The organism is Mycobacterium simulans, from assembly GCF_900232995.1.
GTDB classification, from domain to species: domain Bacteria; phylum Actinomycetota; class Actinomycetes; order Mycobacteriales; family Mycobacteriaceae; genus Mycobacterium; species Mycobacterium simulans.
In genome coordinates this window covers 75,399-90,754 of the sequence record NZ_OCVX01000007.1, presented here as the reverse complement: position 1 = coordinate 90,754, position 15,356 = coordinate 75,399, and the positions used below count along the sequence as shown (strand labels likewise).

The window sequence follows — 15,356 nt, the reverse complement described above, 5'->3', positions numbered from 1 at the left end:
ACAGAGAGCCGATGTCGCGTGCCGGTCTAGCAGCGTTCGTTTGGCATCGACCGGTTTTGGATACGACAGTCGGTAGTAAGCCGGAGTACGCTGGTTTCAACCTGATGGAGATGAGTGAACTATGGCCAAGCTGACGCGGCTAGGGGATCTGGAACGCGCCGTGATGGATCACCTGTGGTCGACGGCGGAACCTCAAACCGTTCGCCAAGTCCACGAAGCGTTGTCGGCGCGGCGCGACCTCGCCTATACGACGGTGATGACCGTGCTGCAACGGTTGGCCAAGAAGAATCTGGTCTCTCAAATTCGCGACGATCGGGCGCACCGCTATGCGCCGGTACATGGCCGCGACGAACTAGTCGCCGGGCTCATGGTCGATGCACTGGCCCAGGCCGAGGACTCCGGCAGTAGGCAGGCAGCACTGGTGCACTTTGTCGAGCGGGTTGGCGCCGATGAGGCGGATGCCCTTCGCCGTGCGCTCGCCGAATTGGAAGCGAGTCACCGCAATTCGCCATCTGCTGGCGCTCCAGCGGAGGACTGAGAGAGACTAGCAGCGTGTCCGCGCTGGCCTTCACCATCCTCGCGGTGCTGCTGGCTGGCCCAACACCAGCCTTACTAGCACGAGCGACGTGGCCGTTGCGCGCCCCGCGAGCCGCGATGGTGCTCTGGCAGGCCATTGCGCTCGCCGCAGCGCTGTCCGCATTCAGCGCAGGCATCGCGATTGCCAGCCGGGTGCTCATGCCCGGTCCCGACGGGCGACCCACCGCCACAATTCTCGGAGCCGAGGGCCGGCTCGGCTGGCCGTTGTGGACGGCATACATCGCGGTATTCGCGCTAACGGTCCTGGTGGGAGTGCGGCTGGTAGCCGCGGTGCTGAGGGGTGCCATCGCCACTCGGCGGCGGCGGGCTCATCACCGCATGGTGATTGATCTGGTTCACGTCGGGCGCGACGCTGCTCTGGCCCAGCCGTGCGCGCGGACTCGCGACCTTCGCGTCTTGGACGTGGCCCAGCCGCTCGCCTACTGTCTGCCCGGCGTACGTAGCCGGGTCGTGGTCAGCGAAGGGGCGCTGAACCCCCTGGGTGACGCCGAAGTCGCGGCAATCCTCACCCATGAGCGAGCTCATCTGCGGGCCCGCCATGACCTTGTCTTGGAAGCGTTCACCGCGGTACACGCCGCCTTTCCGCGAGTGGTCCGCAGTGCCAATGCGCTGGGCGCGGTGCAGCTGCTCGTCGAGCTGCTGGCCGACGACGCGGCGGTGCGGGCTGCCGGGCGCACTCCCCTGGCCCGCGCCTTGGTGGCATGCGCATCCGGGCGGGCGCCATCGGGTGCGTTGGCCGCAGCGGGTCCGTCCACGGTGCTGCGGGTGCGGCGGCTCTCGGGCCGCGGCAATAGCCTGGCGCTGTCCGTGGCCGCCTACCTCGCCGCCGCCGCGGTGCTGGTGGTGCCCACTATCGCGCTGGCCGTACCGTGGCTCACCGAGCTGCAACGCCTGATCACCATCTAGCGCCGCAACACATTGGAGTATCACGCGTCCGCTGTGCCACAGTGTGTCCGAATGGCTTTCGATAAAGCTCTAGACAAGATTCTCCAACGTGAGAGGCCCGACCGAGAGGCAGGACATGAGTTCGTCGGAATCGAACACCGCCACCGCACAGATAGGCGTCACCGGCCTGGCCGTGATGGGTTCGAACATCGCCCGAAACTTCGCCCGGCACGGGTACACCGTGGCTCTGCACAATCGGTCCGTCGCCAAGACCGATGCCCTGCTTAAAGAGCACGGGTCCGAGGGCAAGTTCGTCCGTAGCGAAACAATCCCCGAATTCCTTGCCGCGCTGCAGACCCCGCGTCGGGTCCTGATCATGGTCAAGGCCGGTGACGCCACGGATGCCGTCATCAACGAGCTCGCGGACGCCATGGAACCCGGCGACATCATCATCGACGGCGGTAATGCGCTGTTCACCGACACCATGCGCCGGGAAAAAGCGATGCGTGAGCGTGGCCTGCACTTCGTCGGCGCCGGCATCTCCGGCGGCGAAGAGGGAGCCCTGAACGGTCCGTCGATCATGCCGGGTGGGCCCGCCGAGTCGTACAAGTCGCTGGGCCCGCTGCTCGAGGAGATCTCCGCCCACGTCGACGGCGTCCCCTGCTGTACCCACATCGGCCCCGACGGGTCCGGACACTTCGTAAAGATGGTCCACAACGGCATCGAGTACTCCGATATGCAGCTCATCGGCGAGGCCTATCAGCTACTGCGCGATGGACTAGGCCTGGATGCACCGCAGATCGCCGACGTATTCACTGACTGGAACAAGGGCGACCTGGACAGCTACCTGGTCGAGATCACCGCCGAGGTGCTGCGCCAGAACGACGTCAAGACCGGTAAGCCGCTGGTCGACATCATTCTGGATGAAGCCGAACAAAAGGGCACCGGCCGCTGGACGGTCAAGTCAGCACTGGATCTCGGGGTGCCGGTAACCGGAATAGCCGAGGCCGTGTTCGCCCGCGCCCTGTCCGGTTCGGTGGCGCAACGCAAGGCCACCATAGGGCTGGCGTCGGGCAAGCTCGGCGAGAAACCCACCGATCACGAGACTTTCACCGAAGACGTCCGTCAGGCCTTGTATGCGTCCAAGATCGTGGCGTATGCGCAGGGTTTCAACCACATCCAGGCCGGCAGCGCTGACTACGGCTGGCAGATCACCGCGGGCGACCTGGCGACCATCTGGCGCGGTGGCTGCATCATTCGGGCCAAATTCCTCAACCGCATCAAGGAAGCCTTCGACGCCGACCCAAACCTGGCCAGCCTGATCGTCGCGCCGTATTTCCGCAGCGCCGTGGAGGCGGCCATCGACAGTTGGCGGCGGGTGGTAGTCACGGCGGCTCAATTGGGTATTCCAACTCCCGGATTCTCGTCGGCCCTCTCGTATTACGACGGGTTGCGCACCGAGCGGTTGCCTGCGGCGCTCACCCAGGCCCAGCGCGACTTCTTCGGTGCGCACACCTACGGGCGGATCGACGAGCCGGGCAAGTTCCACACCCTGTGGAGCGGAGATCGCAGCGAAGTACCGGCCTAACGAATTGCACCAGCGATGAGGTTTTTAGACGGGCACCGACCCGGGTATGACCTGACCTACAACGACGTGTTCATCGTGCCGAACCGCTCCAACGTCGCATCGCGGTTCGACGTCGATTTGTCCACCACCGACGGCTCGGGCACCACCATTCCGGTGGTGGTCGCCAACATGACCGCGGTAGCCGGACGACGGATGGCCGAGACGGTAGCCCGCCGCGGTGGCATCGTGATCCTGCCCCAGGATCTGCCGATCCCGGCGGTGCAGCAGACGGTGGATTTCGTCAAGAGCCGAGATCTGGTGCTCGACACCCCGGTGATGCTGGCGCCCGACGATTCGGTATCGGATGCGATGGCCCTGATCCACAAACGCGCGCACGGGGTTGCGGTGGTGGTCTTCGAGGGCCGCCCAATCGGTTTGGTCTGCGAATCGTCGTGCATGGGTGTGGATCGCTTCACCCGGGTGCGGGACATCGCCGTGGCGGATTTCGTGACCGCCCCCGCTGGCACCGAACCGCGCAAGGTCTTCGATTTGCTCGAGCACGCTCCGATCGATGTCGCGGTATTGACCAGCACCGATGGCAAGTTGGCGGGAGTGCTGAGTCGCACCGGAGCGATCCGCGCCGGTATATATACCCCCGCCACCGACACCGCGGGCCGGCTGCGGGTCGGCGCGGCCGTCGGTATCACCGGCGACGTGGGCGCCAAGGCCCGTGCCCTTGCCGAGGCCGGTATCGACCTGCTGGTCATCGACACCGCTCACGGACACCAGGTCAAGACGCTGGAGGCGATCGGTGCGGTCTCATCCCTGGACTTGGGTGTGCCGCTGGCGGCGGGAAATGTGGTGTCCGCGGAGGGAACTCGTGATCTGCTCGAGGCCGGCGCGAGCATCGTCAAGGTCGGTGTCGGCCCCGGCGCCATGTGCACCACCCGCATGATGACCGGTGTGGGCCGCCCGCAATTCTCCGCGGTGCTCGAATGTGCCTCTGCTGCAAGAGAACTCGGTGGCCACGTGTGGGCAGACGGCGGAATCCGTCATCCGCGCGACGTGGCACTGGCGCTAGCGGCCGGCGCGTCGAACGTGATGATTGGGTCCTGGTTCGCCGGTACCTACGAGTCCCCCGGTGACCTGATGCGGGACCGTGACGATCAGCCTTTCAAGGAGAGCTACGGGATGGCGTCCAAGCGGGCGGTCGTCGCCCGCACGGCCGCGGACAGTCCCTTCGACCAAGCTCGCAAGGCATTGTTCGAAGAAGGCATCTCGACATCGCGGATGGGGCTCGACCCCGACCGCGGTGGGGTCGAAGACCTCGTCGACCACATCACCTCCGGCGTGCGCAGCACCTGCACCTACGTTGGTGCCTCGAACCTGGCGGAGCTGCATGAGCGGGCCGTGGTCGGTGTGCAGTCGGCGGCCGGCTTCGCCGAAGGCCATCCCCTGCCCACCGGTTGGTGACCGCGTCTCGGCGGGGTCCGATTCACATCTTCGCTACCATGTGAATTCACCCCGCAGCAACGCGTTGCGCGGCATCGAGGGAAAGGGTTGACGTGCCGCAGGCACCCGTCGGGGCCGCAGGCATCCGGGACGAGCGGCCATCCGGGGCGGCGCGAGCTGCTGCGGCAGCACGACATCCGGGCGGCCCATGATCCTGATCGGCACCGTGGTCAGCGTGCTGGCCATTTTGGCGCTCACATTCGGTACCGCGGTGTTCGTCGCGGCGGAATTCTCACTGACCGCGCTGGATCGCAGCACAGTTGAGGCCAACGCCCGAAGCGGCGCCAGCCGCGACCGTTTCATCCAGCGTGCCCACCGCAGGTTGTCGTTCCAGTTGTCGGGGGCTCAGTTGGGTATCTCGATCACCACGCTGGCAACCGGTTACCTCACCGAACCGCTAGTGGCAGAGCTGCCGCATCCGTGGCTGGACGCCATGGGGATACCGGACAAAATGTCCGACACAATCACGACGTTCTTGGCGCTGGTCATCGTGACCTCGGTTTCGATGGTGTTCGGCGAGCTGGTCCCCAAGTACCTCGCTGTGGCTCGGCCCCTGCGGACCGCCCGCGCGGTCGCGCTTCCCCAATGGCTGTTCTCGGTGCTGTTCACGCCGGCCATCCGGCTGACGAACGGCGCGGCGAACTGGATCCTGCGTCGACTCGGCATCGAGCCGGCCGAAGTGCTGCGGTCGGCCCGCACACCGCAGGAACTGGTGTCGCTGGTACGGAACTCGGCACGCAGCGGCTCGCTTGACGACGCCACCGCTTCGCTGATGCACCGCTCACTGCAGTTCGGCGCTCTCACGGCCGAGGAGCTGATGACGCCCCGGTCGAAGATCGTGGCATTGCAGACCGACGACACCATTGCAGATCTGGTCGCGGCAGTCGCCGCGTCCGGGTTCTCGCGTTTCCCGTTGGTCCGGGGTGATCTCGACGAGACCGTCGGCATCGTGCACGTCAAGCAGGTGTTCGAGGTTCCGCCCGCCGCTCGTTCGCACACGTTGCTGACCACGGTCGCCAAGCCAGTGGCAGTGGTGCCCTCGACGCTGGATGGGGATGCGGTGATGGCGCAGATTCGCGCCAACGCTTTACAGACCGCGATGGTTGTCGACGAGTATGGCGGCACCGCCGGCATGGTCACCGTCGAGGATTTGATCGAAGAGATTGTTGGCGACGTCCGCGATGAGCACGACGACGCAACGCCCCATGTGCAAGCGGCAGACAATGGATGGCGGGTATCGGGCCTGTTGCGCATCGACGAGGTGGCAACCGCCACTGGCTATCGAGCGGCCGAGGGGCCCTACGAGACAATCGGCGGGTTGGTTCTTCGGGAGCTGGGCCACATCCCGGTTGCCGGCGAAACCGTTGAGCTGACCGCCCTGAATACCGATGGCCTACCAGATGATTCGGCGAGCTGGCAGGCCACGGTAGTCCAGATGGACGGCCGCCGGATCGACCTCCTGGAGCTGACTCAATTGGGCCGGCACGATGAATCCGGATTGGGCGGGGGCAGCCGATGAATGCCATGCTGGCAGTGCTGCTGACGATCCTGCTGCTGGGTGCCAACGCATTCTTGGTGAGCGCCGAATTTGCACTCATCTCAGCCCGCCGCGACCGACTCGAAGCCCTAGCTGAGCAGGGCAGAGCAAGCGCGGTCACGGTGATCCGGGCCAATGAGCAGCTCGCGCTGATGCTGACGGGAGCTCAGTTGGGTATCACGGTGGCTTCGATCCTGCTCGGCCGGATCGGCGAGCCAGCTGTCGCCCATCTGCTGGAGACACCGTTGCGCCTGGTCGGCATGCCGGACGCGCTGCTGCATCCGCTGGCTTTCGTGGTTGCGCTGGCGATTGTGGTCGCCCTGCATGTGTTGCTCGGTGAGATGGTGCCGAAGAATATCGCCATCGCGGGACCGGAGAAGACAGCGATGCTATTGGTGCCGCCATACCTGATCTATATGCGGGCCGCTCGCCCGTTCGTCGGGCTCTATGACAGGAGTGCCAAGGCGATACTGCGGGCGCTTGGGGTGCAGCCCAAAGACGAGCTTGACATCACCGTCTCCACGGTCGAGCTGAGCGAGATGATGGCGGAATCGGTATCCGAAGGTCTGCTGGATCCCGAGGAGCACACGCGGCTAACCCGCGCGTTGCGGGTTCGCACTCGGGTGGTTGGCGATGTTGCGGTGCCGCTGGTCAACGTCCACGCAGTGCCGGTCGCGGCACCGGGCTCCGGGCCCACGATCGGCGCGATCGAAGAGGCCCTCGCTCAGACCGGTTACTCCAGGTTTCCGGTCGTGGGCCGCGATGCCAAGTACGTCGGATACCTGCACATCAAAGACGTGCTGGCGCTCGGTGACGATCCGCACACCGTGATCGATCTAGCCCTGGTGCGTCCGCTGCCGCTTGTCCCCAGTTCGCTGGGGCTCCCCGATGCCTTGTCACACCTGCGTCGCAGTAATAGCCATCTGGCATTGGTGACCGCCGATGACGGCACGGTGGTTGCCATGTTGGCGCTGGAGGATCTAGTGGCCGACTTGGTCGGCACCATGCGTGACGGGATACACCGAGACTGACGCCCGGGCCGCCGGGCGTCGTCGTGTGCAGCCCGTATGATCTGAGCGGCCATGGGTAACGGGAGCGTAGGGAAAACGTATCAATCCCATGTACACGTGTTGCCAGAAAGCGGTTCGTATGGCCCGCCGGGTCGCAGCGCGCGAAGCTTCTAGCGCGGCGTGACCTGCTGTTGCGGGTCGGCCGGATACGCTCGTCGGGCTGCAGCTCGGTAGGCTGACGTAGTAGCCAGTGGAGGGGCCGGGGACGGCCATGACAGAGGAGAACCATGACTGATCGCGTGTCGGCGGGCAACTTGCGCGTCGCTCGGGTGCTCTACGACTTCGTGAACAGCGAGGCCCTTCCTGGCACCGACATTGACCCGGACAGCTTCTGGGCGGGCGTCGACAAGATCGTCACCGACCTCACACCGCAGAACCAGGCTCTGCTGAACACCCGCGACGAGCTGCAAGCGCAAATCGACAAGTGGCACCGGCATCGGGTGATCGAGCCGCTCGACGTGGAGGCTTACCGTCAGTTCCTCACCGAAATTGGCTACCTGCTACCCGAACCCGACGACTTCACCATCACCACATCCGGGGTCGATGACGAGATCACCACGACTGCCGGTCCCCAGCTTGTGGTGCCGGTTCTCAACGCACGATTCGCACTGAATGCGGCCAACGCACGCTGGGGCTCCCTCTACGACGCCCTGTATGGGACAGACGTCATCTCAGAAGATGACGGAGCTGAAAAGGGCAGCGGCTACAACAAGGTTCGCGGTGACAAGGTCATCGCCTACGCACGCAAGTTCCTCGATCAAGCTGTCCCGCTGGCGTCGGGCTCATGGGCCGACGCGACGGGGGTGAGCATTGTCGACGGCCAGCTGCAGATCGCCGTCGGTGCGGAGGCCAGCGGGTTAGCCAGCCCGGAGAAGTTCCTCGGGTACACCGGCGAACTCGGGTCCCCCAACTGGTCGGTGCTGCTGGTCAACCACGGTCTGCACATCGAGATCCAGATCGACCCGGAATCACCCATTGGTGCCACCGACCGGGCTGGTGTTAAGGACGTGATCCTGGAGTCGGCGATCACCACAATCATGGACTTCGAGGACTCGGTGGCCGCCGTCGACGCCGACGACAAGGTGCTCGGCTACCGCAATTGGCTCGGCCTGAACAAGGGCGACCTGACCGAGGAAGTCACCAAGGACGGCAAGACCTTCACCCGCGTGCTCAACGCGGACCGCACCTACAGCACCCTCGACGGCGGCGAATTGACCCTGCCCGGACGCAGCGTGTTGTTCGTCCGCAACGTCGGCCATCTGATGACCAACGACGCCATCCTTGTAAGCGAGGCCGACGGCCGGGAAAATGAAGTCTTCGAAGGCATCATGGATGCGCTGTTCACCGGCCTGATCGCGATCCATGGACTCAAGACCGGTGACCTAAACGGGCCGTTGACCAATAGCCGTACCGGTTCCATCTACATCGTCAAACCCAAGATGCACGGCCCGGCCGAGGTGGCCTTCACCTGCGAGCTGTTCAGCCGCGTGGAGGATGTGCTCGGGTTGCCGCAGGGCACCCTCAAGGTCGGCATCATGGACGAGGAACGCCGTACCACGGTCAACCTCAAGGCCTGCATCAAGGCCGCCGCCGACCGAGTGGTGTTCATCAACACGGGCTTCCTGGACCGCACGGGCGACGAAATCCACACGTCGATGGAGGCCGGCCCGATGATCCGCAAGGGTGCGATGAAGAACACCACGTGGATCAAGGCCTACGAGGACGCCAACGTCGACATCGGGCTTGCCGCCGGCTTCACCGGAAAGGCTCAGATCGGCAAGGGCATGTGGGCGATGACCGAGCTGATGGCCGACATGGTCGAGCAGAAGATCGGCCAGCCCAAGGCCGGCGCCACCACCGCCTGGGTACCTTCGCCGACCGCGGCAACCCTGCACGCGATGCATTACCACCAAGTGGACGTGTTCGCCGTGCAGAAGGAGCTCGAAGGCAAGACCCGCACCACCATCGACCAGCTGCTGACGATTCCGCTGGCCAAGGAACTGGCCTGGGCCCCTGAGGAGATCCGCGAGGAGGTCGACAACAATTGCCAGTCCATCCTCGGCTACGTGGTGCGCTGGGTCGAGCAGGGTGTCGGCTGTTCGAAGGTCCCCGACATCCACAATGTGGCGCTCATGGAGGACCGGGCCACCCTGCGGATCTCCAGTCAATTGCTGGCCAACTGGCTGCGCCACGGCGTGATCACCAGCCAGGACGTGCGTGCCAGCCTGGAACGAATGGCGCCGTTCGTCGATCAGCAAAACGCCGGCGACGCGGCATATCGTCCGATGGCGCCGAACTTCGACGACAGCGTCGCCTTCCTGGCCGCCCAGGATCTGATTTTGTCCGGTGGGCAGCAGCCCAACGGTTACACAGAGCCGATCCTGCATCGCCGTCGTCGCGAATTTAAGGCCCGCTCTGGTGCATGATTGCCGCTTGAAGCGGTGCAACGTTCGACGGAGAGGACGCACACGCCAGTATGGGTAGGCACAGTAAGCCCGACCCTGAGGATTACGCCCCCGATTCCGCCCCTGAGCCGTCTGATGAATACCCTGCCGATCATCAGGGCGCGGGCGATGAGGTAGCCGAAGGCCCGGGTGGTGCCCACGAAGCCGGGCCTGGCGCCGACGCCGGGTTCCCTGAGGCTGCGCCCGGCCCGTTGCCCTTCGACTCCCCGACGAGCTACAGCTACACCGACGAGGACCACTACCCCACGCTCGGCGCGTATTCGGCACCCAATGCCGACGAGTACCCCGACTTTGGATCGCGCCCGCCGAGCTCTGAGCCGGCGGGGCCGGAGCCAGGGGCCGCGCCCCCGCCCCTGTTCCGTGCCGCCGGACGCCGGGGTCTGGGCGAATGGCAAGGCGGCCACCGCAGCCCAGGCGGACGACGCGGCGTGAGCGTCGGTGTGATCGTGGCTCTTGTTGCTGTCGTGGTGGTGGTGGCCGGGGTGATCCTGTGGGGCTTTTTCAGTGACGCGTTGTCGCACCGCTCGCACACGGCGGCCGCGCGCTGTGTGGGAGGCAAGGACACAGTTGCCGTGATCGCTGACCCGACGATCGCCGACCAGGTGAAGGGTTTCGCCGACAGCTACAACGCGTCGGCCGGCCCGATCGGTGACCGGTGTGTGGCGGTGGCAGTGAAACCGGCCGGCTCCGACGCCGTCATCGCAGGTTTCATCGGCAAATGGCCATCCGAGCTGGGCGGCCAACCCGGATTGGGGATTCCCGGTAGCTCGATCTCTGCGGCACGGCTCGCCGGAGCCGCGGGCCAGAAAATCATTAGCGACAGCCGTTCGCTGGTGACGTCGCCGGTGTTGCTTGCCATCCGACCCGAATTCCAGAAGGCCCTGTCCAACCAGAACTGGGCCGCGCTCCCCGGCTTACAAACGAAGCCCGATTCGTTGGCCGGTTTGAACATGCCGACCTGGGGATCGTTGCGGCTGTCTCTGCCGGTCAGCGGTAATGGCGACGCCGCGTTTCTGGCCGGTGAGGCCATTGCAGCCGCGTCGGCACCAACTGGCGCGCCACCAACCGCCGGCACCGGTGCGGTGCGCACACTGATGGGCGCGCAACCCAAGCTTGGCGACGACTCTCTCGGCGAGGCGATGAATGCGCTGCTCAAGCCTGGCGATGTGGCGGCGGCACCAGTGCACGCGGTGATCACCACCGAACAGGAGCTGTTCCAGCGCGGCCAGTCGCTCTCCGATGCCAAGAACAAGCTGGGATCCTGGCTACCGCCCGGGCCGGTGGCACTGGCTGACTACCCCACCGTGCTGCTCAGCGGCTCGTGGCTATCGCCGGAACAGACCACGGCTGCCAGCGCTTTCGCCAGGTACATGCACAAGCCAGAGCAACTCGCGAAGCTGGCCAAGGCGGGGTTCCGCGTCAGCGGAGTCAAGCCGCCGAGCAGCCAGGTCACCAGTTTTGCGGCACTGCCCGGCACTTTGTCGGTCGGCGACGACGGAATGCGGGCTACCCTGGCCGACACGATGGCCACGCCGTCGACCGGAGTGGCCGCAACCATCATGCTTGACCAGTCGATGCCCAACGATGAGGGCGGCAAGACCCGGCTGGCCAACGTGGTCACGGCGCTCGACAACCGGATCAAGGTGTTGCCCCCCAGCTCGGTGGTAGGGCTGTGGACGTTCGACGGCCACGAGGGGCGCGCGGAGGTGTCGGCCGGGCCGTTGGCCGACCAGGTCAACGGTCAGCCGCGCTCAGCGGCCCTGCTGGCCGCGCTGGACAAGCAGTATTCATCCAACGGCGGTGCGGTGTCGTTTACCACGCTGCGCATGATCTATCAGGAGATGCAGGCCAATTTCCGTGCTGGTCAAGAGAATTCGGTGCTGGTGATCACTGCGGGGCCGCACACGGACAAGACCCTTGACGGGCCGGGCTTGGAGGATTTCATTCGCACCAGCGCCGACCCCGCCAAGCCGGTCGCGGTCAACGTCATCGACTTCGGTGGCGACCCGGACCGGGCAACCTGGGAAGCCGTCGCACGGCTCAGCGGCGGCAGCTACCAGAACCTGCCGACGTCGGCCACTCCTGACCTCGCCACGGCAGTCGACACCTTCTTGAGCTGATCGGCTGCCGCAAAGGTCCCATCGTGAACAGCGGCTCGGATGCGGCCTGGTACATCACCCACTGCCCAAAGCCTGCGATCCGGAGATACCGGGGCATGCGTTACTCGTCGTGCTATTTGACGATGCGCGACGGGGTGCGGATCGCCATCGACCTCTACCTGCCCGCGGACCTGACGAGTGGCGCACGGCTGCCCGCGATCCTGCATCAGACCCGTTACTACCGGTCGATGGAGCTGCGCTGGCCGTTGCGGATGTTCCTCGGGGGCAAGCCCTTTCAGCACATCGCCGCAGATAGGGGGCGCCGGAGACGCTTCGTTGCCAGCGGCTATGCGTGGGTCGATGTGGATGTGCGCGGAGCGGGCGCGTCGTTTGGCTCCCGCAGGTGCGAATGGTCCCCGGACGAGATCCGTGACGGCGGCGAGATCGTGGATTGGATCGTGCGCCAGCCGTGGTGCAACGGAAAAGTCGCGGCGCTAGGAAATTCGTACGACGGCACGTCGGCTGACTTTCTGCTGGTCAACCAGCATCCCGCGGTGCGGGTGACCGCGCCGTGCTTCGCGCTCTTCGACGTCTACACCGACATCGCGTTCCCCGGCGGCATCCACGCCACCTGGTTCACCGAAACATGGGGACGCTACAACGACGCACTCGACCGCAATGCCTTGCACGAGGTGGTCTGGTGGGCCAAGCTCCCACTGGCCGGCATGCAACCGGTGCAAGACGACCATGACCGCTCACTGCGAGATGGGGCCATCGCCGCACACCGCGACAACTACGACGTCCACAAGCTGACGCGGTCGTTGACTTTCCGTGACGATGAGGCGGGCATCCTCGATCTCATTAGCCCGCACAACTATTGGCACGACATCGAGGCGTCCGGGGCAGCCATCTACAGTTACAGCGGCTGGTTCGACGGCGGATATGCGCATTCCGCGATAAAGCGCTTTCTGACCATCTCCACCCCCGGCAGCCGCCTGACCCTGGGACCGTGGAACCACACCGGCGGCTGGCAGGTCGATCCCCTCCGCGGGCTGAGCAAGCCTGTGTTCGATCACGACAGCGAGCTGCTGCGGTTCGTCGACCATCACCTCAAGGGCATCGATACAGGTATCGGTTCAGAGCCGCCGGTTCACTACTTCACCATGGTCGAAGACCGTTGGAAGTCGGCCGACACCTGGCCGCCGCCCGCAACCAGGCAAAGCTACTACCTCGCCGCAGAGCGACAGCTCAGCCTGAACCCGCCCGATTCCGACAGCGGCGCGGATGAGTACGCGGTGGATCAGACAGCCGGAACCGGGGAGCACTCACGCTGGCATGCGCAGGTGGGCATCGGTGGACACATTCGCTACCCGGACCGCAACGCCCAGGACGCCAAGCTGCTGACCTACACCTCTGCACGGCTCGAGCACCCCCTGGAGGTGACCGGTCATCCGGTAATCACGCTGTTCGTGACCTCGACAGCCAGCGACGGCACATTTTTCGTCTATCTCGAAGACGTTGATCGGCGCGGTCGCGTCTCCTACATCACCGAGGGTCAGCTGCGCGCCATCAACCGTCGGCTCAGCGACGCGCCGCTGTACCGCCAGACCGTCCCATACCGAACGTTCAAGCGCAGCGACGCGCAGCCCCTCGTCTCAGGCGAGATTGCCGAGCTGACGTTCGACCTGCTGCCGACGTCGTACCTGTTCCAGCCGGGGCACCGCATCCGCATCGCGATCGCTGGCGCCGACGCGAGCCACTTCGCGATCCTGCCGGGCGGACCACCGACCGTGTGCGTCTACCGCAGCCGGTCGCATGCCTCCCGTATCGATCTGCCCGTCGTACACCCATAGCCGGCTATTCGACGAGCAGTGACAGCGCGGCGTCGGCGTACGCCTTCGGCGCCTCGACCTGCGGGTAGTGGCCCAAGCCGGCCAGTTCAACGACTGCACCGCTCGGACGCAATTCCCGTAAACCCTTGAGCACGTCCGTTGTTGCCACGGGATCGTCGAGTCCCCATACGAAGCCAAGCGGTTTGGGCCAATCGCGCACGGCGCCATGCCAACGCTGCGCGTACCGCACCCGCTCCTCGAGGTAGCTGATCAGCAGGTGCGGTATCCGGTTGCCGTCGTTGTAGCACAACAATTCCCATTGGGCCTGCGCCTCGTCGGCCGACAGCGGGTGCGCGGGCGAAAAAACTCTGCTAAGGCCCCGCTTGAAGGCGCCGCGGCTGCCCAGCCGGGCGGCGATCGGTCCCAGCGGGCTGCGCAGCAGCTTCTGGATCGGCCTTAGGCTGGCGCGCTCCAGGATCACGCTGCCATTGCTGAGCACCGCACGTTGCAGCTCGAAGGGCAGCTGGCCGGCCAGATCGCGGGCCAGCAGCTCGGTGGTTACCGACGTGCCCATGTCGTGGGCAAGCACCACCACCGGGCCGGTCGTGGTTTGGGTGACTACGGTCTGCACCAGGTCGGCCTGCTCGAGAAGGCTGTAGCGGTGCGGGCGCGGCTTGTCGGACAAGCCGAAGCCCAGAAAGTCCATCGTCATCCAGGCATGGCCGGCCAGATGCGGGAGCACGGCACGGAAGTCAAACGAACTGGACGGATAGCCGTGCAGCAGCAACACGGTCGGCGCTTCACCCGGTCTCGACCGAACGAACACTTTTCCTATCGGCGTGTGCAACCAACGGCCACCGTCGCGCCAGTCACGAATACTCGGTGATGTCACCCTTCGGGCATACCATCGTGAACGCACCAGAGGAGAGTCATGACTGTCACATTCACACCGGATCCGCAGCTGTATCCGTTCGAGTCGCGCTGGTTCGATAGCTCGCGCGGGCGGGTCCACTACGTCGACGAGGGCGAGGGTCCGCCGATTCTGTTGTGTCACGGCAACCCGACGTGGAGTTTCCTGTATCGGCACATCATCGTCGCATTGCGGAGCCGTTTCCGTTGTATCGCTCCGGATTATCTGGGTTTTGGGCTATCGGAGCGCCCCTCGGGATTCGGGTACAAGATCGACGAGCACGCGCAGGTGATCGGCGAATTCGTCGATCACCTGGGCCTGGAGGGCTACCTGACGATGGGCCAGGACTGGGGTGGACCGATCGGCCTGGCGGTCGGCATCGAGCGTGCCGACCGGGTGCGCGGCGTCGTGTTGGGCAACACGTGGTTCTGGCCGGCGGACACGCTGGCGACGAAGGCGTTCAGCAGGGTGATGTCCAGCCCACCGATGCAGTACGCGATCCTGAAGCGCAACTTCTTCGTCGAGCGGCTGATCCCCGCGGGAACTGAGCACCGCCCGAGCGACGCGGTAATGACCCACTACCGCGCGGTGCAGCCCGACGCCGCGGCCCGGGTGGGCGTTGCCGAGATGCCCAAGCAGATACTGGCCGCCCACCCATTGCTCGCGCGGCTCGCCCAGGAAGTGCCCGCCAAGTTGGGTGCCAAGCCCGCTCTGTTGGTTTGGGGGATGAAGGACATGGCATTTAGGCCCGGTCCGTCAATCCCCCGCATGCGCAGGACGTTTCCGGATCACGTCCTCGTCGAGTTACCGACCGCCAAGCATTACATCCAAGAGGACGCACCCGACCGCATCGCCACCGCGATCGTCGAGCGCTTCGGTTGA

General features: G+C 65.2%; 12 protein-coding genes. 10 read left to right on the top strand and 2 right to left on the bottom strand.

The genetic code is table 11. The annotated features are described in order from the left end of the window. The first annotated feature begins 121 nt into the window (after positions 1-121). The 4 genes from MSIMFI_RS22515 to MSIMFI_RS22500 all read left to right on the top strand — a co-directional run bounded on the left by MSIMFI_RS22515 (position 122) and on the right by MSIMFI_RS22500 (position 4,522). Positions 122-538 (top strand): BlaI/MecI/CopY family transcriptional regulator, encoded by a 417-nt coding sequence (locus tag MSIMFI_RS22515; RefSeq protein WP_186243258.1) that lies wholly within the window; start codon positions 122-124, stop codon positions 536-538. A gap of 14 nt (positions 539-552) precedes the next feature. Continuing rightward, the gene (locus MSIMFI_RS22510; protein WP_191499233.1) at positions 553-1,503 is read left to right on the top strand and encodes a M56 family metallopeptidase; all 951 of its coding nucleotides are present in this window, start codon (positions 553-555) and stop codon (positions 1,501-1,503) included. A 115-nt stretch (positions 1,504-1,618) separates the two neighbouring features. After that, entirely contained in the window at positions 1,619-3,070 is a 1,452-nt protein-coding gene (gene gndA, locus MSIMFI_RS22505) for an NADP-dependent phosphogluconate dehydrogenase (protein ID WP_191499232.1), read from the top strand. A 15-nt stretch (positions 3,071-3,085) separates the two neighbouring features. Then, positions 3,086-4,522, top strand: a complete 1,437-nt coding sequence (locus tag MSIMFI_RS22500) for a GuaB1 family IMP dehydrogenase-related protein (RefSeq protein WP_191499231.1) — start codon at positions 3,086-3,088, stop codon at positions 4,520-4,522. Positions 4,523-4,555: 33 nt separating this feature from the next. Here the strand turns inward: MSIMFI_RS22500 and MSIMFI_RS22495 are convergent, their stop codons facing one another. Next, positions 4,556-4,747: a hypothetical protein gene (locus MSIMFI_RS22495; RefSeq protein WP_186246072.1), complete on the bottom strand. Its 192-nt coding sequence runs from the start codon at positions 4,745-4,747 to the stop codon at positions 4,556-4,558. On the opposite strand from MSIMFI_RS22495, the gene MSIMFI_RS22490 reads away from it, so the two are divergent. The 5 genes from MSIMFI_RS22490 to MSIMFI_RS22470 all read left to right on the top strand — a co-directional run bounded on the left by MSIMFI_RS22490 (position 4,710) and on the right by MSIMFI_RS22470 (position 13,585). Further along, a complete protein-coding gene (locus MSIMFI_RS22490) occupies positions 4,710-6,080 on the top strand; it encodes a hemolysin family protein (RefSeq protein ID WP_191499230.1) in 1,371 nt (456 codons plus the stop codon). The two genes, MSIMFI_RS22495 and MSIMFI_RS22490, sit on opposite strands and share 38 nt — an antisense overlap. Then, entirely contained in the window at positions 6,077-7,129 is a 1,053-nt protein-coding gene (locus MSIMFI_RS22485; RefSeq protein WP_186243253.1) for a hemolysin family protein, read from the top strand. The genes MSIMFI_RS22490 and MSIMFI_RS22485 overlap by 4 nt, the downstream gene beginning before the upstream one ends. 266 nt (positions 7,130-7,395) lie before the next feature. Further along, entirely contained in the window at positions 7,396-9,594 is a 2,199-nt protein-coding gene (locus MSIMFI_RS22480) for a malate synthase G (RefSeq protein ID WP_191499229.1), read from the top strand. A gap of 50 nt (positions 9,595-9,644) precedes the next feature. Next, positions 9,645-11,753 carry a substrate-binding domain-containing protein gene (locus tag MSIMFI_RS22475; protein WP_191499228.1) on the top strand — a complete coding sequence of 703 codons (2,109 nt, stop codon included), beginning with the start codon at positions 9,645-9,647 and terminating at the stop codon, positions 11,751-11,753. Between the two features lie 95 nt (positions 11,754-11,848). Beyond that, positions 11,849-13,585 (top strand): CocE/NonD family hydrolase, encoded by a 1,737-nt coding sequence (locus MSIMFI_RS22470; protein WP_224770443.1) that lies wholly within the window; start codon positions 11,849-11,851, stop codon positions 13,583-13,585. 4 nt (positions 13,586-13,589) lie between these two features. On the opposite strand, the gene MSIMFI_RS22465 is transcribed toward MSIMFI_RS22470, so the two are convergent. Continuing rightward, a complete protein-coding gene (locus MSIMFI_RS22465; RefSeq protein ID WP_191499227.1) occupies positions 13,590-14,456 on the bottom strand; it encodes an alpha/beta fold hydrolase in 867 nt (288 codons plus the stop codon). Between the two features lie 39 nt (positions 14,457-14,495). Between MSIMFI_RS22465 and MSIMFI_RS22460 the strand changes: the two genes are divergently transcribed. After that, a complete protein-coding gene (locus MSIMFI_RS22460; RefSeq protein ID WP_191499226.1) occupies positions 14,496-15,356 on the top strand; it encodes a haloalkane dehalogenase in 861 nt (286 codons plus the stop codon).

Coding starts and splice junctions, on each gene's coding strand:
- MSIMFI_RS22515 (WP_186243258.1), top strand. CDS start 122: ATGGCCAAGCTGACGCGGCTAGGGGATCTGGAACGCGCCGTGATGGAT.
- MSIMFI_RS22485 (WP_186243253.1), top strand. CDS start 6,077: ATGAATGCCATGCTGGCAGTGCTGCTGACGATCCTGCTGCTGGGTGCC.
- MSIMFI_RS22470 (WP_224770443.1), top strand. CDS start 11,849: ATGCGTTACTCGTCGTGCTATTTGACGATGCGCGACGGGGTGCGGATC.
- MSIMFI_RS22480 (WP_191499229.1), top strand. CDS start 7,396: ATGACTGATCGCGTGTCGGCGGGCAACTTGCGCGTCGCTCGGGTGCTC.
- MSIMFI_RS22490 (WP_191499230.1), top strand. CDS start 4,710: ATGATCCTGATCGGCACCGTGGTCAGCGTGCTGGCCATTTTGGCGCTC.
- MSIMFI_RS22495 (WP_186246072.1), bottom strand. CDS start 4,747: ATGGCCAGCACGCTGACCACGGTGCCGATCAGGATCATGGGCCGCCCG.
- MSIMFI_RS22460 (WP_191499226.1), top strand. CDS start 14,496: ATGACTGTCACATTCACACCGGATCCGCAGCTGTATCCGTTCGAGTCG.
- MSIMFI_RS22475 (WP_191499228.1), top strand. CDS start 9,645: ATGGGTAGGCACAGTAAGCCCGACCCTGAGGATTACGCCCCCGATTCC.
- gndA (WP_191499232.1), top strand. CDS start 1,619: ATGAGTTCGTCGGAATCGAACACCGCCACCGCACAGATAGGCGTCACC.
- MSIMFI_RS22500 (WP_191499231.1), top strand. CDS start 3,086: ATGAGGTTTTTAGACGGGCACCGACCCGGGTATGACCTGACCTACAAC.